This window comes from Arthrobacter sp. TJ-240, from assembly GCF_058269195.1.
In genome coordinates, this window is sequence record NZ_JBZCNG010000008.1 from 51,548 (window position 1) to 75,261 (window position 23,714).

General features: G+C 71.7%; 24 protein-coding genes. 3 read left to right on the plus strand and 21 right to left on the minus strand.

Annotated elements, in window-relative coordinates:
* Nucleotides 1–31: 31 nt before the first annotated feature.
* From AC4D2C_RS16885 to dapA, 6 genes are all read right to left on the minus strand, one after another.
* Nucleotides 32–472 carry a helix-turn-helix domain-containing protein gene (locus AC4D2C_RS16885; RefSeq protein WP_490908206.1) on the minus strand — a complete coding sequence of 147 codons (441 nt, stop codon included), beginning with the start codon at nucleotides 470–472 and terminating at the stop codon, nucleotides 32–34.
* 124 nt (nucleotides 473–596) lie between these two features.
* Nucleotides 597–1,094 carry a CinA family protein gene (locus AC4D2C_RS16890; protein WP_490915981.1) on the minus strand — a complete coding sequence of 166 codons (498 nt, stop codon included), beginning with the start codon at nucleotides 1,092–1,094 and terminating at the stop codon, nucleotides 597–599.
* Nucleotides 1,091–1,678, minus strand: a complete 588-nt coding sequence (gene pgsA, locus AC4D2C_RS16895) for a CDP-diacylglycerol--glycerol-3-phosphate 3-phosphatidyltransferase (protein WP_490915982.1) — start codon at nucleotides 1,676–1,678, stop codon at nucleotides 1,091–1,093. Before pgsA ends, AC4D2C_RS16890 begins: the two co-directional genes overlap by 4 nt.
* A 9-nt stretch (nucleotides 1,679–1,687) precedes the next feature.
* Nucleotides 1,688–4,567 (minus strand): FtsK/SpoIIIE family DNA translocase, encoded by a 2,880-nt coding sequence (locus tag AC4D2C_RS16900; RefSeq protein ID WP_490915983.1) that lies wholly within the window; start codon nucleotides 4,565–4,567, stop codon nucleotides 1,688–1,690.
* Nucleotides 4,568–4,675: 108 nt separating this feature from the next.
* Nucleotides 4,676–6,370: a ribonuclease J gene (locus tag AC4D2C_RS16905; RefSeq protein ID WP_490915984.1), complete on the minus strand. Its 1,695-nt coding sequence runs from the start codon at nucleotides 6,368–6,370 to the stop codon at nucleotides 4,676–4,678.
* A complete protein-coding gene (gene dapA / locus AC4D2C_RS16910; RefSeq protein WP_490915985.1) occupies nucleotides 6,367–7,302 on the minus strand; it encodes a 4-hydroxy-tetrahydrodipicolinate synthase in 936 nt (311 codons plus the stop codon). Before dapA ends, AC4D2C_RS16905 begins: the two co-directional genes overlap by 4 nt.
* 101 nt (nucleotides 7,303–7,403) lie before the next feature.
* On the opposite strand from dapA, the gene AC4D2C_RS16915 reads away from it, so the two are divergent.
* Nucleotides 7,404–8,585 (plus strand): heparan-alpha-glucosaminide N-acetyltransferase domain-containing protein, encoded by a 1,182-nt coding sequence (locus AC4D2C_RS16915; protein WP_490915986.1) that lies wholly within the window; start codon nucleotides 7,404–7,406, stop codon nucleotides 8,583–8,585.
* 20 nt (nucleotides 8,586–8,605) lie between these two features.
* Here the strand turns inward: AC4D2C_RS16915 and AC4D2C_RS16920 are convergent, their stop codons facing one another.
* The 7 genes from AC4D2C_RS16920 to AC4D2C_RS16950 are packed head-to-tail and all read right to left on the minus strand — an operon-like array spanning nucleotide 8,606 to nucleotide 14,170.
* Entirely contained in the window at nucleotides 8,606–9,082 is a 477-nt protein-coding gene (locus AC4D2C_RS16920) for a hypothetical protein (protein ID WP_490915987.1), read from the minus strand.
* Nucleotides 9,079–9,849: a 4-hydroxy-tetrahydrodipicolinate reductase gene (dapB, locus tag AC4D2C_RS16925; RefSeq protein ID WP_490915988.1), complete on the minus strand. Its 771-nt coding sequence runs from the start codon at nucleotides 9,847–9,849 to the stop codon at nucleotides 9,079–9,081. The genes AC4D2C_RS16920 and dapB overlap by 4 nt, the downstream gene beginning before the upstream one ends.
* 10 nt (nucleotides 9,850–9,859) lie before the next feature.
* Nucleotides 9,860–10,297: a molybdenum cofactor biosynthesis protein MoaE gene (locus tag AC4D2C_RS16930; RefSeq protein WP_490915989.1), complete on the minus strand. Its 438-nt coding sequence runs from the start codon at nucleotides 10,295–10,297 to the stop codon at nucleotides 9,860–9,862.
* Nucleotides 10,284–10,769, minus strand: a complete 486-nt coding sequence (locus AC4D2C_RS16935) for a MogA/MoaB family molybdenum cofactor biosynthesis protein (protein ID WP_490915990.1) — start codon at nucleotides 10,767–10,769, stop codon at nucleotides 10,284–10,286. Before AC4D2C_RS16935 ends, AC4D2C_RS16930 begins: the two co-directional genes overlap by 14 nt.
* Nucleotides 10,766–11,263: a cyclic pyranopterin monophosphate synthase MoaC gene (gene moaC, locus AC4D2C_RS16940; protein WP_490915991.1), complete on the minus strand. Its 498-nt coding sequence runs from the start codon at nucleotides 11,261–11,263 to the stop codon at nucleotides 10,766–10,768. The genes AC4D2C_RS16935 and moaC overlap by 4 nt, the downstream gene beginning before the upstream one ends.
* 26 nt (nucleotides 11,264–11,289) lie before the next feature.
* A complete protein-coding gene (locus AC4D2C_RS16945; protein WP_490915992.1) occupies nucleotides 11,290–12,594 on the minus strand; it encodes a molybdopterin molybdotransferase MoeA in 1,305 nt (434 codons plus the stop codon).
* A 22-nt stretch (nucleotides 12,595–12,616) separates the two neighbouring features.
* Nucleotides 12,617–14,170: a molybdopterin-dependent oxidoreductase gene (locus AC4D2C_RS16950; protein ID WP_490915993.1), complete on the minus strand. Its 1,554-nt coding sequence runs from the start codon at nucleotides 14,168–14,170 to the stop codon at nucleotides 12,617–12,619.
* A 126-nt stretch (nucleotides 14,171–14,296) separates the two neighbouring features.
* On the opposite strand from AC4D2C_RS16950, the gene moaA reads away from it, so the two are divergent.
* Nucleotides 14,297–15,367 carry a GTP 3',8-cyclase MoaA gene (gene moaA, locus AC4D2C_RS16955; RefSeq protein ID WP_490915994.1) on the plus strand — a complete coding sequence of 357 codons (1,071 nt, stop codon included), beginning with the start codon at nucleotides 14,297–14,299 and terminating at the stop codon, nucleotides 15,365–15,367.
* 1 nt (nucleotide 15,368) lies between these two features.
* Complete coding sequence (locus AC4D2C_RS16960) at nucleotides 15,369–15,620, plus strand: MoaD/ThiS family protein (protein ID WP_490916091.1); 252 nt, start codon at nucleotides 15,369–15,371, stop codon at nucleotides 15,618–15,620.
* Here the strand turns inward: AC4D2C_RS16960 and AC4D2C_RS16965 are convergent.
* The 8 genes from AC4D2C_RS16965 to truB all read right to left on the minus strand — a co-directional run bounded on the left by AC4D2C_RS16965 (nucleotide 15,617) and on the right by truB (nucleotide 23,698).
* The gene (locus AC4D2C_RS16965; protein WP_490915995.1) at nucleotides 15,617–16,987 is read right to left on the minus strand and encodes a M16 family metallopeptidase; all 1,371 of its coding nucleotides are present in this window, start codon (nucleotides 16,985–16,987) and stop codon (nucleotides 15,617–15,619) included. The genes AC4D2C_RS16960 and AC4D2C_RS16965 overlap by 4 nt on opposite strands.
* Nucleotides 16,988–17,089: 102 nt before the next feature.
* Nucleotides 17,090–19,345 (minus strand): polyribonucleotide nucleotidyltransferase, encoded by a 2,256-nt coding sequence (locus AC4D2C_RS16970; RefSeq protein ID WP_490915996.1) that lies wholly within the window; start codon nucleotides 19,343–19,345, stop codon nucleotides 17,090–17,092.
* Nucleotides 19,346–19,643: 298 nt separating this feature from the next.
* On the minus strand, nucleotides 19,644–19,913 hold the full coding sequence (gene rpsO / locus AC4D2C_RS16975) for a 30S ribosomal protein S15 (protein ID WP_087072138.1): 270 nt from the start codon (nucleotides 19,911–19,913) through the stop codon (nucleotides 19,644–19,646).
* A gap of 103 nt (nucleotides 19,914–20,016) precedes the next feature.
* Entirely contained in the window at nucleotides 20,017–21,012 is a 996-nt protein-coding gene (locus AC4D2C_RS16980; RefSeq protein ID WP_490915997.1) for a bifunctional riboflavin kinase/FAD synthetase, read from the minus strand.
* Between the two features lie 153 nt (nucleotides 21,013–21,165).
* Nucleotides 21,166–21,834 (minus strand): DUF4345 domain-containing protein, encoded by a 669-nt coding sequence (locus tag AC4D2C_RS16985; protein WP_490915998.1) that lies wholly within the window; start codon nucleotides 21,832–21,834, stop codon nucleotides 21,166–21,168.
* A gap of 111 nt (nucleotides 21,835–21,945) precedes the next feature.
* Nucleotides 21,946–22,404 (minus strand): hypothetical protein, encoded by a 459-nt coding sequence (locus AC4D2C_RS16990; protein ID WP_490915999.1) that lies wholly within the window; start codon nucleotides 22,402–22,404, stop codon nucleotides 21,946–21,948.
* Nucleotides 22,401–22,769: a hypothetical protein gene (locus tag AC4D2C_RS16995; RefSeq protein ID WP_490916000.1), complete on the minus strand. Its 369-nt coding sequence runs from the start codon at nucleotides 22,767–22,769 to the stop codon at nucleotides 22,401–22,403. The genes AC4D2C_RS16990 and AC4D2C_RS16995 overlap by 4 nt, the downstream gene beginning before the upstream one ends.
* Nucleotides 22,770–22,771: 2 nt before the next feature.
* The gene (gene truB, locus AC4D2C_RS17000) at nucleotides 22,772–23,698 is read right to left on the minus strand and encodes a tRNA pseudouridine(55) synthase TruB (protein ID WP_490916001.1); all 927 of its coding nucleotides are present in this window, start codon (nucleotides 23,696–23,698) and stop codon (nucleotides 22,772–22,774) included.
* Nucleotides 23,699–23,714: the final 16 nt, after the last annotated feature.

Sequence of the window (23,714 nt, forward strand, 5' to 3'; positions counted from 1 at the left end):
ACGGGCCTTCCTTGTGGGGTCGTGCGGGGAATCAGCGGTTCGTGGCCGCGAGTCCCCGACGGAAGTCGTCGTTCAGTTCGTCGGTGAGGTCGTCCCCGAACTCCTGGGAGAATTCCTGCGGGATGGTATCCGGGATGGAGACGCCTTCTGCTACTGCCAGTCGGTCGCTGACTTCCCGCAGCATCGAGGAAAGGGGCACCTCGAGTGCGCTGCAGATCGATGAGAGGAGTTCAGAGGATGCTTCCTTCTGGCCACGCTCAACCTCGCTGAGGTATCCGAGGGAGACCCTCGCACTGTGCGACACCTCTCGCAGGGTACGGCCCTGGCGCTGGCGGACGTCACGCAGGACGTCGCCGATCTCATGGCGAAGAACTACCATCTTGCGCTCCTTAGGCTTGCGTTGTGCATCATCTGCCAACCCCACATCACGCCAACGGACTACGCCGTTTACGGATACGGGTTGCTTTGCCATCTGTATCGCCTTGCTCCCTCATGAATGGGCACCGCCCGGACGGACGTGTGCACCGTGATGATGACCTGGCCGTTCTGCTTGAGCCTGAGTCGCCCACCCTATCAACGGCAGGCACTGTTTATAACTACCCCCGCGCACGGTTTGTTCCCCTGGACAGGGCCCCGAGGAGCTCCGAGAGCGCAGCGTCGCGGGAGGCGCTGCGGATCTCGTCGCGGCCGCCGGAGAAGTGGTGCTCGCGTGCTTCCGCGCCCGAGACCGACGAGATCGCCGTGAACACGGTGCCGACGGGCTTCCCCTCGTGTGCGGCGGGTCCGGCTACGCCGGTGGTCGCGACGCCGATGTCGGCCGAAAGGGCCTCCCGCGCCCCGCGCGCCATCGCCTCGGCCACGCGGGGATCGACGGCGCCGGCCTCGGCGAGGAGCCGGGCGTCGACGCCCAGGAGGTTCTGCTTGACGGATACCTGATAGGCCACTATGCCGCCCTGCAGGACGGACGAGGCGCCGGGCACCTCCGCGAGGGCCGCCGCGACCATCCCGGCCGTCAGGGATTCCGCCGTTGCCACGGTGAGGCCCAGCCGGGTGGCGAGGGCGACGACGTCGGACGCGAGCTGCGCGCCGGTCACTTCCGCGCGTCCGCCCGGAGGCGGGCGGCCTGCACGACGTAGTCCACGCCGGTCACCACCGTGATGACGACGGCGGCCGCCATGACCGAGGCCGAGAGCCACCAGGCCCAGTCCCCCAGCAGGGCCTGCAGCGGCAGCAGGAAGAGCAGGATGGCGACGGTCTGGACGACGGTCTTCAGCTTGCCGCCGCGGGAGGCGGGCATCACGCCGTACCGGATGACCGCGAAGCGCAGGAGCGTGATGCCGATCTCGCGGACGAGGATGACGACCGTCACCCACCACCAGAGCTCTCCCAGGACGGAGAGCAGCACGAGCGCGGAGCCGATGAGGAGCTTGTCGGCGATCGGATCGGCGATCTTGCCGAAGTCGGTGATGAGCCCGCGGCTGCGCGCCAGGTCACCGTCGAGCTTGTCCGTGTAGATCGCGACCACGAAGGTGAGGACCGCGAGCCAGCGGAACAGCCCGGCCTGCCCGTCGTCGAGCAGGAGAAACCAGATGAAGAACGGGACGAGCAGGATCCGCACGACGGTGAGGACGTTCGCGATGTTCAGGACCGGCACCGCCGGGCTCGGGGAGCTGTTCACCATGTCAGGCTACCTGCCGGTGAGGTTCCAGGCGTCCTCGCCGCCGTCGTCGTCGGATCCGCCGGGGGTGTCCGCGTCGTCGTAGTAGTCGACGGCCTGCGGTCGCGACGCGAGGTCCTCGGCCACGAGGTCCACCGGCCCCGGGGCGGGGCGGGGCGCGACCGGCGGCTCGTCCCCGCGCATCGCGGCGAGGACCGGCTCGAGGTCGTCCGGCTTGACGAGGACGTCGCGGGCCTTCGAGCCCTCCGACGGGCCGACGACGCCGCGGGACTCGAGGAGGTCCATGAGCCGTCCCGCCTTCGCGAAGCCCACGCGGAGCTTGCGCTGCAGCATCGAGGTGGAACCGAACTGCGTGGTGACGACGAGCTCGGTGGCCTGCAGCAGCACCTCGAGGTCGTCCCCGATGTCGTCGTCGATCTGCTTCTTGGGCGCCTCCACGGCGACGTCCTCGCGGTAGGTGGCCTGCAGCTGGCCCTTCACGTGCTCCACGACGCGGTGGATCTCGGACTCGGTGACCCAGGCCCCCTGCACACGCATGGGCTTGGAGGCGCCCATCGGCAGGAACAGGGCGTCGCCCTGGCCGATCAGCTTCTCGGCGCCGGGCTGGTCGAGGACCACGCGGGAGTCCGTGACGGAGGACGTCGCGAAGGCCATGCGCGACGGGACGTTCGCCTTGATCAGGCCGGTGACGACGTCCACCGACGGCCGCTGGGTCGCGAGGACGAGGTGGATTCCGGCGGCACGCGCGAGCTGCGTGATCCTCACGATCGAGTCCTCGACGTCGCGGGGCGCCACCATCATGAGGTCGGCGAGCTCGTCCACGATGACCAGGAGGTACGGGTAGGGACGGACCACGCGCTTGGAGCCCTCGGGCGGGACCACCTTGCCGTTCCGCACCGCCTTGTTGAAGTCGTCGATGTGCTTGTAGCCGTAGTTCGCGAGGTCGTCGTAGCGCGTGTCCATCTCGCGGACCACCCACTGCAGCGCCTCGGCGGCCTTCTTGGGGCTCGTGATGATCGGCGTGATGAGGTGCGGCACGCCCTCGTAGGCCGTCAGCTCCACTCGCTTCGGGTCCACCATGACCATGCGCACCTCGTCGGGGGTGGACCGCATGAGGATGGAGGTGATCATCGAGTTCACGAAGGAGGACTTGCCCGCGCCGGTCGCGCCGGCGACCAGGAGGTGCGGCATCTTGGCGAGGTTCGCGACGACGAATCCGCCCTCGACGTCCTTGCCGACACCCATGACCATCGGGTGGTCGGTCTTGCGGGCGTTGCCGGAGCGCAGCACGTCACCGAGGGACACGGTCTCGCGGTCCGTGTTGGGGATCTCGATGCCGATGGCCGACTTGCCGGGGATGGGCGAGAGGATGCGCACGTCGGAGCTGGCGACGGCGTAGGAGATGTTCTTCGACAGGGCGGTGACCCGCTCCACCTTGGTGCCGGGTGCGAGCTCGATCTCGTACCGCGTGACCGTCGGGCCACGCGAGAACCCGGTGACCTTCGCGTCCACGTTGAACTGGTCCAGGGTGTGCGTGAGCGCGGCGACGACGGCGTCGTTGGCCTCGGAGCGCTCCTTCGGCGGGGTGCCGGCCGGCAGGTAGTCCGACGGCGGCAGCGTGTAGGCGACGTCGCCGGCGAGCTGCAGCTGCTCGGTGCGCTGCGGGATGGGCGTCGGCGGGACCTGCGGCTGCACCGGCGTGGAGGGGACGATGATCGCCTTCGCGGCGGGGACCATGTCGATGGCCTCCGTGGCGCCCTCGGGTGCGCGTTCCGGCGCCTCCGTGGGCGGAACGCGGCTCGCCTGCGACCGCTTGATCTCCTCGGCGGCGAGTTCCTGCCTCGTCGGACGGCGGACACCGGGCGGCACGGCGGCCTCGGCCTCGCGGGCGCGGCGCTCCTCGTCCTCGATGACGGCGCGCTCGAAGGCCTCGTCGCCCACGTAGCCGTCGGCGTCCGACCCCTCCTCCGCGTGCTCGGCATCGAAGGGCGCGTCCGTCTTCTCCTTGCCGAACAGGCGCTTGCGCTTCTTCGGCTCCGGCTTCGCCGTGGCGCCGTGCGCCTCGTAGAGGTAGCTCTGGTCGTGGCCGTCGTCGCGCGTGTGCCGGGCGTCGTCGGGGTCCTGGCCCATCAGGTGCTCGTAGAGCGCGCGCAGGCGGGCGGGGATGTGGCGGAAGGGCGTCGCGGTGACGATCAGCAGGCCGAGGAGGATCGCGGCGCCGAGCAGCAGGCCGACCGGCCACGCTGTCAGGACGCTGCTGAGGGGTCCGGCGACGAGGAAGCCCACGACACCGCCCGCGCGCCAGAGGGCGTCCAGCCCGTGCTGGAGACCCGGCTGCCCGCCGACGAGGTGCGCTATCCCGGAGCCGGCGAAGAGGATGACGAGCAGGCCGATACTGATGCGGTTGTTGGCCCGGTGGCGCTCCGGGTACCGGAATAGGCGGACGGCGCCGATGCCGAGCAGGAAGGGGACGAGCAGGGCCATCCAGCCGAAGGTGCCCCCGGCTGCGGCGTGCACGATGTCCGCGGGTGTGCCGCCGAGGGCCCACCACTCGACGGCGGCGACGGCGAGGGCGAGCAGGAGGAGGAACAGGCCGGAACCGTCACGCCGGAGCTCCCGCTCGGGGTTCACCGTGTGGCCGAAGGCCCGGACGCCGGACCCGACGACGCCTGCGGCACCCATCCAGACGGCCTGGACCGCGCGCACGGGGAGGGCGGGGCGGTCGTCCTGCCGCGGTTCGGGGGCGACCGGCGCCTGCCGGGTCTTCGCCGGGGCGCGGGTGGCGCCCTTCGCGGGCGCCTTGCCGCGGGAGGTCCCTGCAGCGGCGGACGCTCCCCTGCTGCGGGTCTGCTGCTGGCCCCGCGGGGCAGGGGAGGTTCGAGTGGCCATGCACTCCACGGTACCGGACGGCGTCGCCCAACCGGCGGATCCCGGCCCCCCGCGGGGACGGCGTGACCGGCCGGGGACTGCCGGTCACCGGCCGGTCCCGTGCCCGGGTCAGGCCTCCAGGACCACCGGGATGATCATGGGGCGCCTGCGGTAGCGCCGGTTGACCCAGGTGCCGACGGTTCGCCGGACGACCTGCTGGAGCTGGTACGTGGTGTGCTCGGTGGTGTTCGTCACGGCGTCCTCGAGGGCGGTGCTGATCCTCGGTCTGATCTCGTCGAAGACGGACTCGTCCTCGGCGAACCCCCGCGCGTGGATGTCCGGGCCGGAGACGATCTTGCCGGTGGTGCGGTTGACGACCGTGATGATCGAGATGAAGCCCTCCTCGCCGAGGATGCGGCGGTCCTTGAGGTCGGCGTCCGTGATCTCGCCGACGCTGGAGCCGTCCACGTAGACGTAGCCGCACTCGACGGCTCCGACGACGCGGGCGGTGCCGTCCACGAGGTCGATCACGGAGCCGTCCTCGGTCAGCAGGACGTTCGACGCCGGCACGCCGGTCTGCTGCGCGAGCTTACCGTTCGCGATGAGGTGGCGTGTCTCGCCGTGCACGGGCATGACGTTCCGCGGGCGGAGGATGTTGTAGCAGTAGAGCAGCTCGCCGGCCGCGGCGTGGCCGGACACGTGCACCTTCGCGTTGCCCTTGTGGATCACGTCGGCGCCGAGCTTCAGGAGCCCGTTGATCACCCGGTACACCGCGTTCTCGTTGCCGGGGATCAGCGAGGACGCGAGGATCACGGTGTCGCCCTCCCCGACCGTGATGCGGTGGTCGCCGTTGGCCATCCGGGACAGTGCCGCCATGGGTTCGCCCTGGGAGCCCGTGGACATGAGGACCACGCGGTCGTCGGGCAGGTCGTCCACGTTCTTGATGTCCACGAGGATGCCGTCCGGCACCCTGAGGTAGCCGAGCTTCTCCGCGATGGCCATGTTCCGCACCATCGACCGACCGGCGAAGCAGACGAAGCGGCCGTGGGCGTGCGCGGCGTCGAGCACCTGCTGCACGCGGTGCACGTGGGAGGAGAACGACGCGACGATGATGCGCTTGCTCACCTGCCCGAACAGGTTCTCCAGCACGGGGCCGATCTCGCGTTCGGCCGTCGTGAAGCCCGGGACGTCGGCGTTCGTGGAGTCGACCATGAACAGGTCCACGCCCTCCTCGCCGAGGCGGGCGAAGGCCCGCAGGTCCGTGATGCGGCCGTCGAGGGGCAGCTGGTCCATCTTGAAGTCGCCCGTGTGCAGGACCGTGCCCGCCTCGGTGCGGAGGAACACGGCCAGGGCGTCCGGGATGGAGTGGTTGACGGCGACGAACTCGCACTCGAAGGGGCCGAGCTGCTCGATCTGCCCCTCCGAGACCGTGAGCGTGTACGGGCGGATGCGGTGTTCCTGCAGCTTCGCCTCGACGAGGGCGAGGGTCAGCTGGGAGCCGATGACCGGGATGTCGGCCTTGAGCCGCAGCAGGTACGGGACGGCCCCGATGTGGTCCTCGTGCCCGTGCGTGAGGACGAGGCCGACGACGTCGTCGAGCCGGTCCTCGATGTAGGAGAAGTCGGGCAGGATCAGGTCGACGCCGGGCTGGTTCTCCTCGGGGAACAGCACCCCGCAGTCGACGATCAGGAGCTTGCCGCCGATCTCGAAGACGGCCATGTTCCGGCCGATCTCCCCGAGGCCGCCGAGCGGCACCACCCGGAGGGTACCCGGCTCGAGCACCGGCGGGAGGGCCGGCCGCGTGGCGGGAGGGGCGTCGCTCATGCGCCCGACTCCCGGCCGGACGACGACGCCGGGTCCCAGCCGGTGCCGGCGAGATCGGCGAGGACCGCCTCGAGTTCGTGCGGCTCGGGCCCGACGAGGGGCAGGCGCACGACCGCGTTCGGCAGCACGCCCTGCAGGTGCAGGATCTCCTTGGCCGAGACCGCGCCCGGGATGTGCGTCATCACCGCCCGGATCACGGGATCGAGCTCGAAGTGGGCCCGGCGGGCCTCCGCGAGATCACCGGCGGCGGCCGCGTCCACAAGGGTCCGGAAGGCCCGTGTGGCCACCTGCGCGGTGACGCTGACGACGCCGACCGCCCCCGCGGCCATCCACGGCAGGGTGAGGCCGTCGTCGCCGCAGTAGACGTCGAGGTCGGTGGCGGCGAGGACCCGGGTGATGGCGGCGAAGTCCGCCTTCGCATCCTTCAGCGCGCCGATCCTCGGGTTCTCGGCGAGCCGCAGGATCGTCTCGGTGGTGATGGGGATCCCGGAGCGGCCGGGGATGTCGTAGACCATGACCGGCAGGTCGCTGGCCGCCGCGACGGCCTCGAAGTGGGCCAGCACACCGGACTGGGTGGGCTTGTTGTAGTACGGCGTCACGACGAGCTGCGCGTGGGCGCCCGCCCGTTCGGCGCGCCGTGCCATCTCGACGGAATGCGAGGTGTGGTTCGTGCCGGTACCCGCGATGACGCGCGCCCGGTCGCCCACCGTCTCGGCGACCACGCGGTAGAGGTCCTCCTTCTCGGAGTCCTCCAGCGTGGACGTCTCCCCCGTGGTGCCCGACACCACGAGGCCGTCGCAGCCGTCGTCGACCAGGCGGGCGGCGAGGGCGGCGGTGGCGTCGAAGTCCACGGCGCCGTCGGCGGTGAAGGGCGTGACCATCGCCGTGACGAGGGAACCGAACGGGAGCGTGCGTGAGGGGGTGTCGACCATGGGGAAAACGTTACCCGCTCGCGCGGTGCCCGGTGGGACGGGCACCTGCGGGCACGAGGTGCGCACAGGACGGCAGGGGGTGCCTGTGGGACCATGGCGGGATGCACACGACGTCCGCTCCCCGGCGGCTGACCGGGATCGACGCCGCCCGCGGCGTGGCGCTCTTCGGCATGATGAGCACCCACGTCCTGCCGCTCTACGCGCCGGGCACCATCGATGCCACCTGGACGGCCCAGGTCTTCTCCGGCCGCGCGTCGGGGCTGTTCGCCGTCGTCGCCGGCATCGGCCTGGCCCTCCTGACGGGAGGCCGCTCGCCGCACCGCGACCGCCTGCTGTCCGCGGACCGGAACGGCATCGCCGTGCGGGCCGTGATCATCGCCCTGATCGGCCTCGTCCTCGGCGGCGTGGAGACGAACATCGCGATCATCCTGTTCCACTACGGCGTGCTCTTCCTCCTCGCCCTGCCCTTCATGGGCCTCCGGGTCCGGCCGCTCGCGGCGTGGGCCGCGGGCTGGGTGCTCCTGGCGCCCATCGCGGCCTACCTGCTGCGCCCGATCGTGACGGCGGGCGTCGTGCCGTCGTCGGTCGGCGGCAATCCCGTCTTCGAGCACTTCCTCGAGCCGCAGACGCTGGCCGCGGACATCTTCCTGACCGGCTACTACCCGGTGCTGCAGTGGCTCGGTTTCCTCCTGGTCGGCATGGTGATCGGGCGGCTGGACCTCTCCCGGCTCGGCGTGCAGCTGGCCCTGGTCGGGGCCGGGATCGTCGCCGCGGTCGGCGCGCGTTTCGTGAGCGCGCAGCTGCTGGGGCCCGGCGGCGGGCTCGCCGCGCTCCTCGCGACGCCCGAGGGCACCCGCTACCCGCTCGAGGCGATGCTCGACGTCGGACTGGCCGGCGTGGAGCAGTCGGGTTCGTGGTGGTGGCTGGCCGTCAGCGCACCCCACTCGGGCACCACCCTGGACCTGGTGCACGTGGCCGGGTCGGCAGCGGCCGTCGTCGGGGTGTGCCTCCTGCTGACGCGGCGGTTCCGGCAGGCGCTCCTGCCCCTCTCGGCGCCGGGCGCCATGACGCTGACGCTCTACACCCTCCACGTCTGCGTGATGAGCTGGGCGGACCAGCTGGTGCCCCTGCCGGACCCGGTGCCGCTGTTCTGGGTGCAGGTGGTCGTCGCGGTCGCGATCGGCATCCTCTTCCAGCGCGTGCACTCGCGCGGCCCGCTGGAGCTCCTCACCTCGGGGGCCGCGAACGCGGCACGCGAGGGCCGTGCCGAGGTGCGGCGCTAGACGTACTGCTCGACGTACTGCTAGACGGCGGCGTCCTGCCGGTACAGCTTCGCGGCCTCGCGCATGGCCTTGCGCGCCCGCTTGCGGTCGCCGGCGGCGTCGTAGGCGCACGAGAGCCGGAACCAGCTGCGCCAGTTCCCGGGATCGGCCTCGACCTCGGCCTGGTAGGCGGGGAACGCGCTGTCCGCGGCGGAGCGCACGATCCGGCCGGAGGGTGTCCTCGGCAGGTCGTCCACGGGGAGCCCGCCCTCGCCCTCGAGCTGCCGCGCCATGCGCTGCGTCTGCGCGCCGAAGAGCAGCTCGCGGATCAGCGCCCACGCGCCGATGCAGGGCAGCAGGAGGTAGCCGGCGCCGATGGCCTTCGCCACCGGCTCCGGGTCGCCGAGGAGCAGGAAGCTGCGCTGGAAGGCCACGGCGAGCCAGAAGACGAGCAGGGCCGTGACGAGCAGGACGCCGAGCCGGACCTTGTACTTCCGGTAGAACTCCACCGCGCTCACCGGCTTCCGCCGGCCTGCAGGTCGAGGTAGCCGTCGAGGCCGACCGTCAGGCCGGGATGGTCGGCCACGGACCGGATCCCGAGGAGGACACCGGGCATGAAGGACGCGCGGTCGTAGGAGTCGTGCCGGATGGTCAGCTGCTCCCCCGGGCTGCCGAGCAGCACCTCCTGGTGTGCCGTGAGCCCGCGGAGGCGCACGGAGTGCACGGCGATGCCATCGACAGTGGCCCCGCGGGCGCCGTCGAGCGTGTCGCGCGTCGCGTCGGGCCCGGCCGGGACGCCGGCGGCGGCCCGGGCTGCGGCCATGAGCTGCGCGGTCCGGACGGCGGTGCCCGAGGGGGCGTCCACCTTGTCCGGGTGGTGCAGCTCCACGATCTCGACCGACTCGAAGTAGCGCGCCGCGGTGGCGGCGAACGCCGTGGCGAGCACGGACCCGAGGGCGAAGTTCGGGGCGATCAGGACCCCCGTGGCGGGCGAGGCCGCCAGCAGGGACCGGAGGCGCTCGAGCCGTTCCGCGGACCAGCCCGTGGTCCCGACCACGGCGTGCATGCCGTGCTCGACGGCGAAGGCGACGTTGTCGAAGGTGGCGTCGGGCACGGTCAGGTCGACGACGACGCGCGCCCCCGCGGATACGAGGGAATCGAGCGGGTCGCTGCTGCCCAGGGCCGCGACGAGCTCGAGGTCGGGTGCCGCCCCGACGGCGCGGACGGCCTCGGCGCCCATGCGGCCCCGGGCTCCGAGGACGGCGACGGGCAGGTGTTCGGTCATGCGGTCAACCCTACTGTTCAGCCCCTGCGCCGACCCACTCCACGGTCCCGTCCGTGAAGAACTGCTCCTTCCAGATGGGGACCCGCTCCTTCACGAGGTCCACGAGGTCCGAACACACCCGGAACGCCTCCCCGCGGTGTGCGGCACCGACGGCGGCGACGAGCGCCTGGTCGCCGATGGCGAGGGGCCCGATGCGGTGCGCCACCCAGATGCGGACGCCGTCGTGCCGGGCGGCGATCTCCTCGGCGACCTCGCGGATGACCCGTGCCGCGCTCGGGTGCGCGGAGTAGCTCAGGGACGTGACGGCACGCCCGCCGTCGTGGTCCCGGACCACGCCGCTGAAACCGACGACGGCCCCGCAGAACGGGGAGTCGACGCCGGCGTGGGCCTGCTCCGGGGTGATCGGGGTGGCGGCGACGGCGGCATGCACGACTTCACCGGTGGTCATGGTGGCCCTCCAGCTGGGAGCAGATGTGGTCGATGAGCGGTGCGAGCACGGCGAGCCCGTCGCGCACGCCGCCGGGCGACCCTGGCAGGTTGATCACGAAGGTCGACCCCGCGGTGCCGGCGAGGCCCCGGCTGAGGGCCGCGGTGGGGACCGCCTCCGCGCCGGCGCGGCGCATCGCCTCCATGATGCCGGGCAGGCTGCGGGTCAGGTAGGGGGCCGTCTGCTCGGGGGTGGCGTCGTCGGGGCTGATCCCGGTGCCGCCGCTCGTGATGAGGACGGCCGGGCGGGCCTCGAGCGCGGCGCCGATCGCGGCTCCCACGGCCTCGCCGTCGGGCACCACGACGGCGTCGGCGACCGCGAAGTCGTGCCGGTAGAGCCAGTCCGCGATGGCGGGCCCGCACTCGTCCTCGTAGGTGCCGGCGGCGGCGCGGGTCGAGGCGATGACCACGGCGGCGGTGCGCAGCGTCGTCATACGGCCCAGTCCCCGCTCTTCCCGCCGGACTTGGAGAGCACGCGGGTGCCGTTGATGACGGCGTGCCGGTCCACGGCCTTGATCATGTCGTACAGGGTGAGGGCCGCGACGGACGCGGCCGTGAGGGCCTCCATCTCCACCCCGGTGAGGGCGGTCGTCCGCACGAGCGCGCTGATCCTGACACGTCCGCCGTCGGGCTCGAAGTCCACTGTGACCTTCGAGAGCGGCAGCGGATGGCACAGCGGGATCAGCGACGAGGTCTGCTTGGCGGCCATGATGCCGGCGATCCGGGCGACCGCAAGGGCGTCGCCCTTCGGCAGGTCCCCCTCCGCGATGAGCGCGACGACGTCGGCCCGGGTCTCGAGGACGGCTTCGGCGACGGCCTCGCGGACGGTGGCCTGCTTGCCGGAGACATCGACCATGTGGGCGGTGCCGTCGGCGCGGACATGGGACAGTGTGCCGGCGGACGGCGGGGCGGGCGGGCGCGTGCTCATGGGTGGATCCTTTCTGCGGAGACCATTCAACCAGTCCCGGCGGCCTCGGTCCCGGCGTCCTCCAGGACGAGGACGTCCTCGACGACGAAGGGGTCCGTCGGCACGGGGCCGGTGAGCGTGACCTCCACGGTGTCCCCCGCCGCCAGCGCCGCGACCCCGGCGGGCACGTGGACGAGGCAGTTGGAGGCGGCGAGGGCGTGCAGGAGGTGGGAGTCGGGCCCGCCCACGAGGGCCACCTTCCCGTCCCGGTAGAGCCCGCGGCGCACCTGGTGCTTGGCGGCGGGACTGTCGAGGCCGTCGACGAGGACGGCGTCGAGCACGGGACGCGGAGCCGGGGCACCGGTCAGCTGGTGGAGGGCGGGTCTGAGGAACATCTCGAAGGAGACGAGGGCGCTGACGGGGTTGCCGGGGAAGCCGAGGAAGGGGATGCCCGAGAGGGTGCCGTGGGCCTGCGGGCCGCCCGGCTGCAGGGCCACCGAGGAGAACTCGACCGTGCTGTCCGCCAGCGCCTGCTTGACCACCTCGTAGGCGCCCTGGCTGATCCCGCCCGTGCTGAGGACGAGGTGGGTGCTGCCCGCGGGGATCGCCGCGAACGCGTCCTGCAGGACGGCGGGATCGTCGCCGAGCAGCCGGTGGCGGGTGACCAGGGCCCCGGCCTCGCGCAGAGCCGCCTCGAGGAGGGTGGAGTTGGCGTCGTAGATCGCGCCGGGAGCCAGCGGGGTGCCGGGTTCGGCGACCTCGTCGCCCGTGGAGAGCAGCAGCACGCGGAAGCGGGGGCGCACGCGGACCGTGCCGACGCCGCAGGCCGCGAGGAGGCCCAGCTGGGCGGGGCCGAGCAGCGTGCCCGCCGGCAGGGCCGTGGCGCCCTCGGCGATGTCGCTGCCGGCCCGGCGGACGAACAGGCCCGGCGCGGTGTCGCCGGGCAGCCGGACGGCGACCGGTCCGTCGGCCCGCTCCGCCACGGAGTGGAACTGCGCCGGGTCGGCGCGTTCGATAGGCACGACGGCGGCCGCGCCGTCGGGCAGCATCGCGCCCGTCATGATGGGCGCGGCCGTGCCCGGCTGCAGGGGCGGCGGTACCGAGCCGGCGGGGATGGCGTCGGCGACGAGGAGGGCTGCGGTCGCCCCGAGGTCGTCGGCGTGCACCGCGTACCCGTCCATCTGCGAGTTGTCGAAGGGCGGCAGGCTCACGGGTGCCTGGATGTTCTCGGCCAGGGCGCGGCCCTGCGCGTCGACGAGCGGGAGGACCTCCGGAGCGGAGCGGTCGTACCCGCTGCTCCAGCGCAGGAGGCCGACGACGGCGGACCGGTGTTCGGCGACGGTTCTTCTCATGACTGCCCTCCGCGGCTCCGGTCTAGGTCACCGTGAACGTTACCGTGTGCAGCCCCTCGGCACCGTCAGGCGCGGGCGCCACGGAGGCCTCCGACTGGATGCCTCCCGCGCGGTCCATGGCCCGCGACTGCAGGGTGTGTGTGCCTGCCTCCAGCTGCAGCGTGGCGCGGTACTGGCACCAGGTGTCGGCGGAGATCGGCGTGGCGAGCTCCGCGCGCTCCCACGCGCCGCCGTCGACCCTCACCTCCACGGCCTCCACGCCCGTGTGCTGCGCCCACGCCACGCCCCCGACGACGACCTCACCCGCCGGCACGCGGGCATTGGCGCGCGGCACGTCGATGCGGGACGAGGTCTTGACGGGACCGCGCTCGGACCAGCCGCGCGTGGACCAGTAGGCGCGGTCATCGGCGAAGCGGGTGACCTTCAGTTCGCTCACCCACTTCGTCGCCGACACGAAGCCGTAGAGGCCCGGCACGACCAGGCGCACCGGGAAGCCGTGCTCCACGGGCAGGGGCTCGCCGTTCATGCCGACCGCCAGGAGGGAGTCCCGGGCGTCCGTCAGTGCCTCGAGCGGCGTTCCGGCGGTGAACCCGTCGACGCTGCGCGACAGGACCATGTCCGCTCCCGGCCGCACGCCTGCGCGGGCCAGGAGCTCCCGGACCGGCCAGCCGAGCCAGCGGGCATTGCCGGTGAGGTCCCCGCCGACGGTGTTGGAGACACAGGCGAGCGTGACGTAGCGCTCCACCAGGGGCAGGGCGAGGAGCTCGTCGAAGGTGAGCTCGATCTCGCGGTCCACCAGCCCGGTGACCGTCAGTGACCACTGCGCCGGGTCGACGACCGGCACCACGAGGGCCGTGTCGATCCGGTAGAAGTCGTCCGACGGTGTCACGAGGCCGGTGATGCCCTCGACCTCCAGCTCGGCGCCCGCGGGGATGACCGACCCCGCCGGGGGCGGCGTGCCGGCCGCCGCCGGGGCGGGGAGCCGCACGGCGGCACGCTGCCCGGCCACGGTGGACTGCGAGGAGCGCACGCGGGTTGCCACCGCGCCCGTGGCCACGGCGACGACGGCCGCCCCCGATGCTCCCTGGAGGAACCGGCGGCGTGCCGGAAGCGGGTCCGCGCCGCCGCCGTCGGACGCCCCGACCCAGGCGCGCAGCGACCGCACGAGGGCGTCGAGCACGAGCACCGCGAGCACCACGGCGAGGACGGGCGCCACGAACGACACGAGGGACGACTGCGGCCGCGAGGCGACGGCGAGGACACCGAGGACACCGAACCCCACGACGAGCGCGCGCCCCGCGAACGGCCTGCGGTCCTCGAGGACGCCGGCCGCGAGGGCGAGGACCGCGATCACCACGGCGATGACCGTGAGGAGGACGGCCTTGTCCGCCGTGCCGAACCAGGCGATCGCCCAGTCCTTGACGCCGGGCGGCAGGAGGTCGATCACGGCGGAACCCACGGCGCTGACCGGGGTCACCGAAGGGCTCAGGGCAGCGGCGGCCAGTTCGCCGCCGATCACACCGAGACCGACCGCGAGGACTCCGGAGAGCGCTGCCCAGGTGCGGCGTCGGATCATTGCTGCCTTCCCGGCCCCGACGACGGTCCGTCGCCGAAAAGGACCATCCCTTACACGACCGCGGGCGCGGGCTGGTTCCCTGTTCGCGCGATAGGGTCACGGGGCCGGAAGGCGTACGCTCGTCCCATGGGAGTTCACCTCGGAATGCCGCGCGACGCCCGCGGGGCCGCCGCCCACGGTCTCCTCGACGTCCACGGCCGACGCGCCACGGACATGCGACTGTCCCTCACGGACAAGTGCAATCTGCGCTGCACCTACTGCATGCCCGCGGAGGGCCTCAACTGGCTGCAGAAGGACCAGGTCCTCACCCGCGCCGAGATCGTGCGCCTGGTCGGCATCGGCGTCGACCGGCTCGGCATCCGGGAGCTGCGCCTGACGGGGGGCGAGCCGCTCGTGCGCGCCGACCTCCTCGACATCATCCGGGACATCCGCGCCGACCACGCCGACCTGCCCATCTCCATGACGACGAACGCCCTGGGCCTGGACCGGCGCGCCGTGCAGTTGAAGGACGCCGGGCTGACCCGCATCAACGTCTCCATGGACTCGCTGCACCCGGAGACGTTCGCGCAGCTGACGCGCCGGCCGTTCCTCGACCGGGTCCTGAAGGGGATCGAGGCCGCCGCCGACGCCGGCCTGGGACTCGTCAAGATCAACGCCGTGCTCATGCGCGGCATCAACGACCACGAGGCACCGGACCTCGTGGCGTGGGCGGTGTCCCGCGGCTTCGAGCTCCGGTTCATCGAGCAGATGCCCCTCGACGCCGACCACGGCTGGACGAAGGAGGGCATGGTGACGGCCGCCGAGATGCGCGCACTCGTCGAGACGCGCTTCGTCCTCACGCCGGATCCGCGCACCCGCGACGGCGCCCCCGCCGAGCGGTGGGAGGTCCGGGCGAAGGAGGACCCCGACGCCGTCCTCGGCATCGTGGGGATCATCGCGTCCGTCACGGAGCCCTTCTGCGCCGACTGCCGCCGTACCCGCGTCACGGCGGAGGGCAAGGTGATGAGCTGCCTGTTCTCCCGCGAGGAGACGGACCTGCGCGGACTCCTGCGCTCCGGGGCGGACGACGACGCCGTCGCCCAGCGGTGGCGGGAGGCCATGTGGCTGAAGCCCCGGGCGCACGGTATGGACCACACGGGGCTCGGCTCCGACGACTTCGTGCAGCCCGACCGGTCGATGAGCGCCATCGGTGGCTGACGTGCTGGTGAGGTACTTCGGTGCGGCCCGCGCCGCGACCGGCGTCGACGAGGAACGCCTGCCGGGCGGCCGCACGCTCTCAACGGTCCTTGCGGACCTGCGCTCACGCCCCGCGGCGACGGCAGGGCCGTCCCTCGCGAAGGTCCTGGACCGCAGCAGCTTCCTCCTCAACGAGGTGGCGCTGCGCGATCCCGCGACGGTACTGCAGGACGACGACGTGCTCGACGTCCTGCCGCCCTTCGCCGGCGGCTAGCGCGCGAAGTCCGCCGCGGAGTCGAACGGCCCGACGACGACCGTCGTGCGCGGCGCGGCGGCCAGCTCACGCGCCAGCGACTGCACCTCCTCGGCGGTGACGGACCGGATGCGGTCGAGCGACGTGTCCATGTCGACGAACTCCCCCGAGACCAGTTCCGAGCGTCCCAGCCGGGACATGCGGGAGCTGCTGTCCTCGAGGGCCATGACGAGTCCGCCCGAGAGCTGGCCGACCGCCTTGCGGAGCTCCTCCGCGTCGATGCCGTCGGCCGCCAGCCGGTCCAGCTCGGCTCCGAGCAGCTCGATGACCTGCCCGGTCTTGGCCGGTGAGCACCCGGCGTACATGCCGAAGTACCCGGAGTCGGCGTAGGCGGCCGAGAAGGAGTAGGTGGAGTAGACGAGGCCGCGCTTCTCCCGGATCTCCTGGAACAGCCGGGAGGACATCCCGCCGCCGAGGACGGCGTTCAGGACGCTCATGGCGAACCTGCGTTCGTCGGTCGCGGTGAGGGACGGGCAGCCGATGAGGATGTTCGACTGTTCGACGGCACGCCGGATCACGTGCGTGCCGGTCTCCCCCGTCACCCGGGCGGTGGCGGTGGAGCGGCGCGCCACGGGCAGGGCGCCCTCGTCCAGCGCCCAGCCGGCGGTCTCGAGCGCTTCCTGCACGAGCCGGCACACGATGTCGTGGTCGAGGCCGCCCGCGGCGGTGACCACGAGTTCGGCGGGGGTGTAGTAGCGCCGGTAGTGCGCGAGGACGGAGTCCCGCGGGACGGCCCGGATGGCCTCGGGGGTCCCGCCGATCGGGCGGCCGAGCGGGTGGTCCCCCAGGACCAGCTCGACGAACCTCTCGTGGGCGACGTCCGCCGGGTCGTCGCTGTCCATCGCGATCTCCTCGAGGATCACGTCGCGTTCCTGCTCGAGCTCCTCCGGGTCCAGCACGGCCGAGGTCACCATGTCGGCGATGACGTCGATGGCCATGGGCAGGTCGGAATCGAGGACCCGCGCGTAGTAGCAGGTGTTCTCCTTCGCGGTGGCGGCGTTCGATTCGCCGCCCACCTCGTCGAAGGCCGACGCGATGTCCATGGCGGAGCGGCGCGTGGTGCCCTTGAAGAGCAGGTGTTCGAGGAAGTGGGTGCTGCCGTGCTCGCCGTCGGCCTCGTCGCGGGAGCCGACGCCCACCCAGAAGCCGATGGTGGCGGACCGCTGGCCGGGCATGGCCTCGGTGAGCACGCGCACCCCGCCGGGCAACACGCTGCGCCGCACGACGTTGCCGCCCGGATCCCCGGCCACGAAGGTGGGGTCGAGGTCGTCGCCGCCCGTGCGGGGCGTCGGCAGCAGGGGAAGGGACACTACGGAGGACAGGGGCATCCTGGTCTTTCTGGGAGTTCGGTGAAAAGGCCGACGGCCCCGACACCGACCGAGTCGTTCGGTCGGTGCCGGGGCCGCGGGCCGTGGGCTGCTCCGGACGGGCTAGTCGTCGTCGCCCTCGGCGAGGGGGATCTCGATCCCGGCGTCCTCGGTCGGCTGCTCGTCGGCGACGACGGGCGAGAGCGAGAGCTTTCCGCGATCGTCCACCTTCGTGATCTCGACCTGGACCTTCTGGCCAACGGACACGATCTCGTCTACATTGTCGACGCGCTTGCCGCCGGCGAGCTTGCGCAGCTCGGAGATGTGCAGCAGGCCGTCCTTGCCCGGGGTCAGCGAGACGAAGGCGCCGAAGGTCGTGGTCTTGACGACCGTGCCCAGGTAGCGCTCACCGATCTCGGGGACCTGCGGGTTGGCGATGGCGTTCACGGCGGCGCGGGCGGCCTCGGCCGACTCGCCGTTCGTGGCGCCGATCAGCACGGTGCCGTCGTCCTCGATCGAGATGTCGGCTCCCGTGTCCTCCTGGATCTGGTTGATCATCTTGCCCTTGGGGCCGATGACCTCGCCGATCTTGTCCACGGGGATCTTGACCGAGATGATGCGCGGCGCGAACTCGGAGAGCTCGTCCGGGGCGTCGATCGCGGCCTGCAGCACACCGAGGATGTGCAGGCGTGCCTCGCGGGCCTGCTTCAGCGCGGCGGCCAGCACCGAGGCGGGGATGCCGTCGAGCTTGGTGTCCAGCTGGATCGCGGTGACGAACTCGGACGTACCGGCGACCTTGAAGTCCATGTCGCCGAAGGCGTCCTCGGCTCCCAGGATGTCGGTCAGCGCCGCGTAGCGCGTCTGGCCGTCGACGACGTCGGACACGAGGCCCATGGCGATGCCGGCGACCGGCGCCCGGAGGGGCACGCCGGCGTTCAGCAGCGACAGCGTCGAGGCGCACACGGAGCCCATCGACGTCGAGCCGTTGGAGCTCAGCGCCTCGGACACCTGGCGGATCGCGTAGGGGAACTCCTCGCGGGTCGGCAGGACGGGCACGAGGGCGCGCTCTGCCAGGGCCCCGTGGCCGATCTCGCGGCGCTTCGGCGAACCGACGCGACCGGTCTCACCGGTGGAGTAGGGCGGGAAGTTGTAGTTGTGCATGTAGCGCTTGCGCGTGACGGGCGACAGCGAGTCGATCTGCTGCTCCATCTTGAGCATGTTCAGCGTCGTGACGCCCATGATCTGGGTCTCGCCGCGCTCGAAGATCGCGGAGCCGTGCACGCGCGGCAGGACCTCGACCTCGGCGGTGAGCTTGCGGATGTCGCTCAGGCCGCGGCCGTCGATGCGGACCTGGTCCTTGAGGATGCGCTGGCGGACCACGGCCTTGTTGAGCGAGCGGAAGGCTGCGGACAGCTCCTTCTCGCGTCCCTCGAACTGGGCGCCGAGGGCGTCCATGAGCTCGGTCTTGAGCGCGTCCGTGGCGTTGTTGCGCTCCTGCTTGTCCGCGATCTGGAAGACCTGGGCGAGCTTCTCGGAGCCGGCGGCCTCGATCGCCTCGTACACGTCGTCCTGGTAGTCGAGGAAGATCGGGAACTCGACGGTCGGCTTCGCGGCACGCGCCGCGAGGTCGGCCTGCGCCTCGCACAGCGCGCGGATGAAGGGCTTGGCCGCCTCGAGGCCGTCGGCGACGATCTCCTCGGTGGGGGCGGTGGCGCCGTTCTCCTTGATGAGGGTCCACGAGTTGTCGGTGGCCTCGGCCTCGACCATCATGATGGCGACGTCGTCACCTGCGATGCGCCCGGCGACGACCATGTCGAAGACGGAGTTCTCGAGCTCGGAGTGCTTCGGGAAGGCGATCCACTGGTCGGAGCCGCTGCCGTCGGACACGAGGGCCACGCGGACGCCGCCGATCGGGCCGGAGAAGGGCAGGCCGGACAGCTGGGTGGACATCGAGGCCGCGTTGATGGCGACGACGTCGTAGCGGACGTCGGGGTTGATCGCGAGGATGGTCACGACGACCTGGACCTCGTTGCGGAGTCCCTTGACGAACGCGGGGCGCAGCGGGCGGTCCATGAGGCGGCACGCGAGGATGGCCTCGGTGGAGGGGCGGCCCTCGCGGCGGAAGAACGAGCCCGGGATGCGGCCCGCGGCGTACATGCGCTCCTCGACGTCGACCGTCAGGGGGAAGAAGTCGAACCCTTCGCGCGGCTGCTTGCCCGCGGTGGTGGCCGAGAGCAGGGCGGTGTCCTCGTCGATGTAGACCATGGCGGAGCCGGCGGCCTGCTGGGCGAGACGCCCGGTCTCGAAGCGGACGGTGCGTGTTCCGAAGCGACCGTTGTCGATCACTGCTTCGGCGAACTGGATTTCGGGACCCTCCAAGAGAGTCACCTCCGTTTCTCAGGTATCGGAGGCAATCGGCACCCGTCGTGGTCCCGTCCTCGCTGGACGGTCCACAGCACCCGGTCTTCGATCGAGATCCACGGAGCGGCATCGTCTCGATGCGTTCCGGGGACCACTACCGAGGACCGCGAATGCGCGGTGCCGGTTGACCCCTGTTGTGCGGTCTTTGCTGCTGGTGGTGCTGTTCTGCTGTCCTGCCGATCGCTGGCCGACGATGTCCGTCAGCGAGAGAAGGCGGCGCCCTCTCCGGAGAGAAGGTGCCGCCTTCCGATGCTACTTATCGACGCAGACCCAGGCGCTCGATGAGCGACCGGTAGCGCGTGATGTCGGTGTCCCGCAGGTAGTCCAGCAGGCGACGGCGGCGACCCACGAGAAGCAGCAGGCCACGACGCGTGTGGTGGTCGTGCTTGTGCATCTTCAGGTGCTCGGTCAGGTCGAGGATACGACGGGAAAGCATCGCGATCTGCACCTCGGGTGAACCGGTGTCACCTTCGGCCAGGGCGTATTCCTTGATGATTTCCTGCTTGATGGCGGCGTCAAGGGCCACGAGTAACTCCTAGAGTTGTACCGTGAACAAGTGCTGAGCATCGCTTGCACGACGACACAGAAAAATCCAGCCACCACGGACTGCAGCCGGATCTTCGACCAGTTTAGCGTCTGGGCTGGTGTTCTGTCGAAAGCAGACCGCGCGCGTTCTCGACATCGAGCTTCATCTGCTCGATGAGCGCCTCGGGCCCGGTGTAGGCGACCTGCCCGCGCAGGCGTTCGACGAATTCGACCACGACGGCCTGCCCGTACAGGTCGAAATCCTGCACGCGCTCGGGTGGCCTGTTGATGACGTGCGCCTCGACCTGCCGGTCGACGCCGTCGAAGGTCGGGTTCGAACCGACGGAGATGGCCGCCGGCCACCGCGTGCCCGCCTCGTCGACGAGCCAGCCGGCGTAGATGCCGTCAGCAGGGATGTAGCCCTGGGAGGACGCGGCGAGGTTCGCCGTCGGGTAGCCGAGCTCCCGTCCGCGCGCCGCCCCGTGCACCACCTCCCCCCGCATCCGGTGGGAGCGCCCGAGCACCCGCGCCGCGGTGCCGACCTCTCCCGCCTCCAGCGCCTCGCGCACCCAGGTCGACGAGCACCGGCGGTCGCCGTCGTCGTCCGTGGCATCCATGGGGAAACTCGCGCCGAAGTCGTCGATGGTGATGACCTCGAAGCCGAGCTTCCGGCCGAGCGCGCGCATGGTGTCGAGGTCACCACTGTTGCCGCGGCCGAACCTGACGTCGTGTCCGATCACCACGGCCTTGGCCTTCAGGGTGCGCACGAACACCCGCTCGACGAACTCCTCGGGGGTGTTGGAGGCCAGCTCGAGGGTGTAGTGCATCATGAGCAGCGCGTCGATGCCGGTCTCGGCGAGGGTGGCCACGCGGTCCTCGAGGCCCATGATCAGTTCGGGGGCCGAATCGGGGCGGTGCACCTGGGCGGGGTGCGGGTCGAAGGACACGACGACGGCGGCCGCGGAACGCTGCCGCGCTGCCTCGACGACCTGCTGCAGGACGCGCTGGTGGCCCCGGTGCACGCCGTCGAAGTTGCCGAGCGTCAGGACGGAGGGCCCGAACTCCCGGGGCACGCTGTCCAGGTCTCTCCAGTAGTACACGCATCTCCTTCGGGATCCGGCTGATCCCCGGGGCCTCGGATGAGTTCCGGCGGGGGAATCGCCTCTCCCATTATGGCCGAAAGCCCTGCGGCGGACGGCATCGCGCCGGGCGCACGGGAGGGGCGCCGGGCTCGCGGGCGGGGCGACCGCGGGTCAGCCGCGCTGCGCGAACTCCCTGCGGAGGTCGCTGGTCTTCGCGATGTACTTGTGCCACACGAGCAGGGCCGGGGGGAATGCCAGCTCCACGACCATGAGGATGATCAGGACGTAGTTGGGGGTGCCGGAGAAGGCCCAGGACAGCACCCGCCCGATACCGCCGATGAAGACCATGAGGCACACGAGCCAGAGCATGTTGGCCCACTGGAACTTGATGGCGATCGTGATGAAGGCGGCGCCGACGCCCACCATCATGGCCGAGAAGAACCTGAACTGGCTCTCGAGCGTGGGGTTCGCGGGGCTCGCCTCGGTGTCGGGCAGTCCCGCGGTCCCGAGGATCAGGTAGTAGGCGCCGAATGCGGCGAGGACGAGGCCCACCAGGACGACGACGGTCCGGAAGACGTTCCAGTCCTCGCCCGAGCCCTTGCCGGGCTTCTTGCTCTTGGCGGGGGCGGTTCCACCCTTGGCCGGGGTGGTCCCGCCCTTCGTGGCGGGCGGGGAGGCAGGGGTGGAGGTCGGGGTGGAGGCAGGGGTGGAGGTCGGCGCGGACGTGGGTGACGCTGCTCCGGTTCCGGTCCCGGTTCCCTGCCGCGGCCGGGCGTCCGGCGCCACGGGCCGCCCCCCGGATGCCGCGGGATTCTCGTGCTCGGGGCTGTTGCTGGTCATGTCACTCCCTGGGTGCGGGCCGGATGATGCTCTCCCGCCATACTCTCACGGGGCCGCCCGCCGTCGGCGGCGGATTCCGGGGCCGCCTCCGACGGCGGCCGGCTCCGTCCGTCAGGCGGTGACGCGGCCCGGCCGGTTCCGACGCAGCCAGGCGAGTCCGAGGATCGGCAGGATGAGGGGCACGAATCCGTAGCCCCGGCCGAAGGCGGACCAGACCGTCTCGTGGGGGAAGGCCTCGGCGTCGAACACGCTGAGGAGTCCCACGGTGACCACGCCCACGAGCTCGGTGGTCACGGCCACGACCGACACCCGGTAGGCGCGCCCGCCCGGCCGGGCGAGGGACACCGTCGCGACGATGTACACCACGGCCGCGACCGCCGAGAGCAGGTACGCGAGCGGAGCCTCGCCGAACTTGGTCGCGATCTGGAAGGCCGCGCGGGCCGTCGCCGCGAGGGCGAACACCCCGTACACGGCGACCAGGAGCCGCCCCGGCCCGCCGGCGCGGCTCGTCCCGCCGACATCAGCGGCGCGGTCCGCCGCGCCGTCCGGCCGCTGTCCCCGCTTCGTCACAGTCCCGCCACCCCGTCCCAGATCTGCTCCATGCGGAAGAGCATGACGAACACCGTCAGCCCCGCCGCCGCGAGCACGAAATTGCTCCACCGCGTCTTCTCGAGGATCGCCCACCAGAACGCCCCGACCGGCACCAGGAGCGCCGTGAGGAGGTAGCCCCAGAACTCCCAGGCCTCCCCCAGCACGGGGTCTCCCGTGGCCTGCCGGATCACCGCGCCGACCGTGTAGGCCAGCAGGAAGAGTTCGACGGCCGCGACGGACAGGATGGTGATGTCGTTCGGGGGCTGCCGCAGCAGGGCGGCGCCGATGCACAGGAGGGCGGCCAGGCCGCACACCAGCGACCCGACGAGGAGGAAGGGATCCACGGCTAGTCCTGCCCGCCCGGCGCGAACACGAGCGCGGTCCGGGCAGCCCCGCCGCGGTTCTCCAGCAGCGCCACGAGGGTGCCGTCCGGGGCGAACGCGGCGACGGGCACGTCGGGCTCGCTGTTGGGCCCGATCCGCCGGCCGTGGGAGACGTCGGCGGCCTCGGCGTCCGTCAGCTCCCGGACCGGGAACAGCGCGCGACCGGCGTCGTCGAGCGGGAGGATCTCCAGGTCCTGCGCGAGCTCGTCCAGCGTGCGGGCCTGCTCGATCGAGTACGGGCCGACCTTCGTGCGGCGGAGGGCCGTCAGGTGCCCGCCGACGCCGAGCGCGTCCCCCAGGTCACGGGCGAGGGCGCGGATGTAGGTGCCGGAACTGCATTCGACAGTGACGTCGAGGTCCTGCAGGCGTCCGTTGCTGACCCTGCGGGTGGCGTGGACGTCGAAGCGGTGGACGGTCACGGGGCGTGCGGGGAGGTCCACGTCCTCGCCGGCACGCACCCTGGCGTAGGACCTCTCCCCCTTGACCTTGATGGCGCTCACACTGCTCGGTACCTGCTGGATGTCGCCCGTGAGGGCGGCCACCGCGGCGCGGATGTCCTCCTCGGTGACGGCGGCGGCGATGCTGCCGCCCGTGACCTCGCCCTCGGCGTCGTCCGTGAGGGTCGACTGGCCGAGGCGGATGGTGGCGGTGTACGTCTTCGACGTGCCCACGATGAAGGTGAGCAGGCGGGTGGCACGGTTGATCCCGATCACGAGGACGCCGGTGGCCATCGGATCGAGGGTCCCGGCGTGCCCCACCTTCCGGGTCCCGGCGAGCCGGCGGAGGCGGCCCACGACGTCATGACTGGTCCAGCCCTGAGGCTTGTCCACGATGATCAGCCCTGAGTGGACCTGCCCGGAATTCACGCCTCCCAGTATATGGGCCTGCATGGCCCGCGGCTGCGCG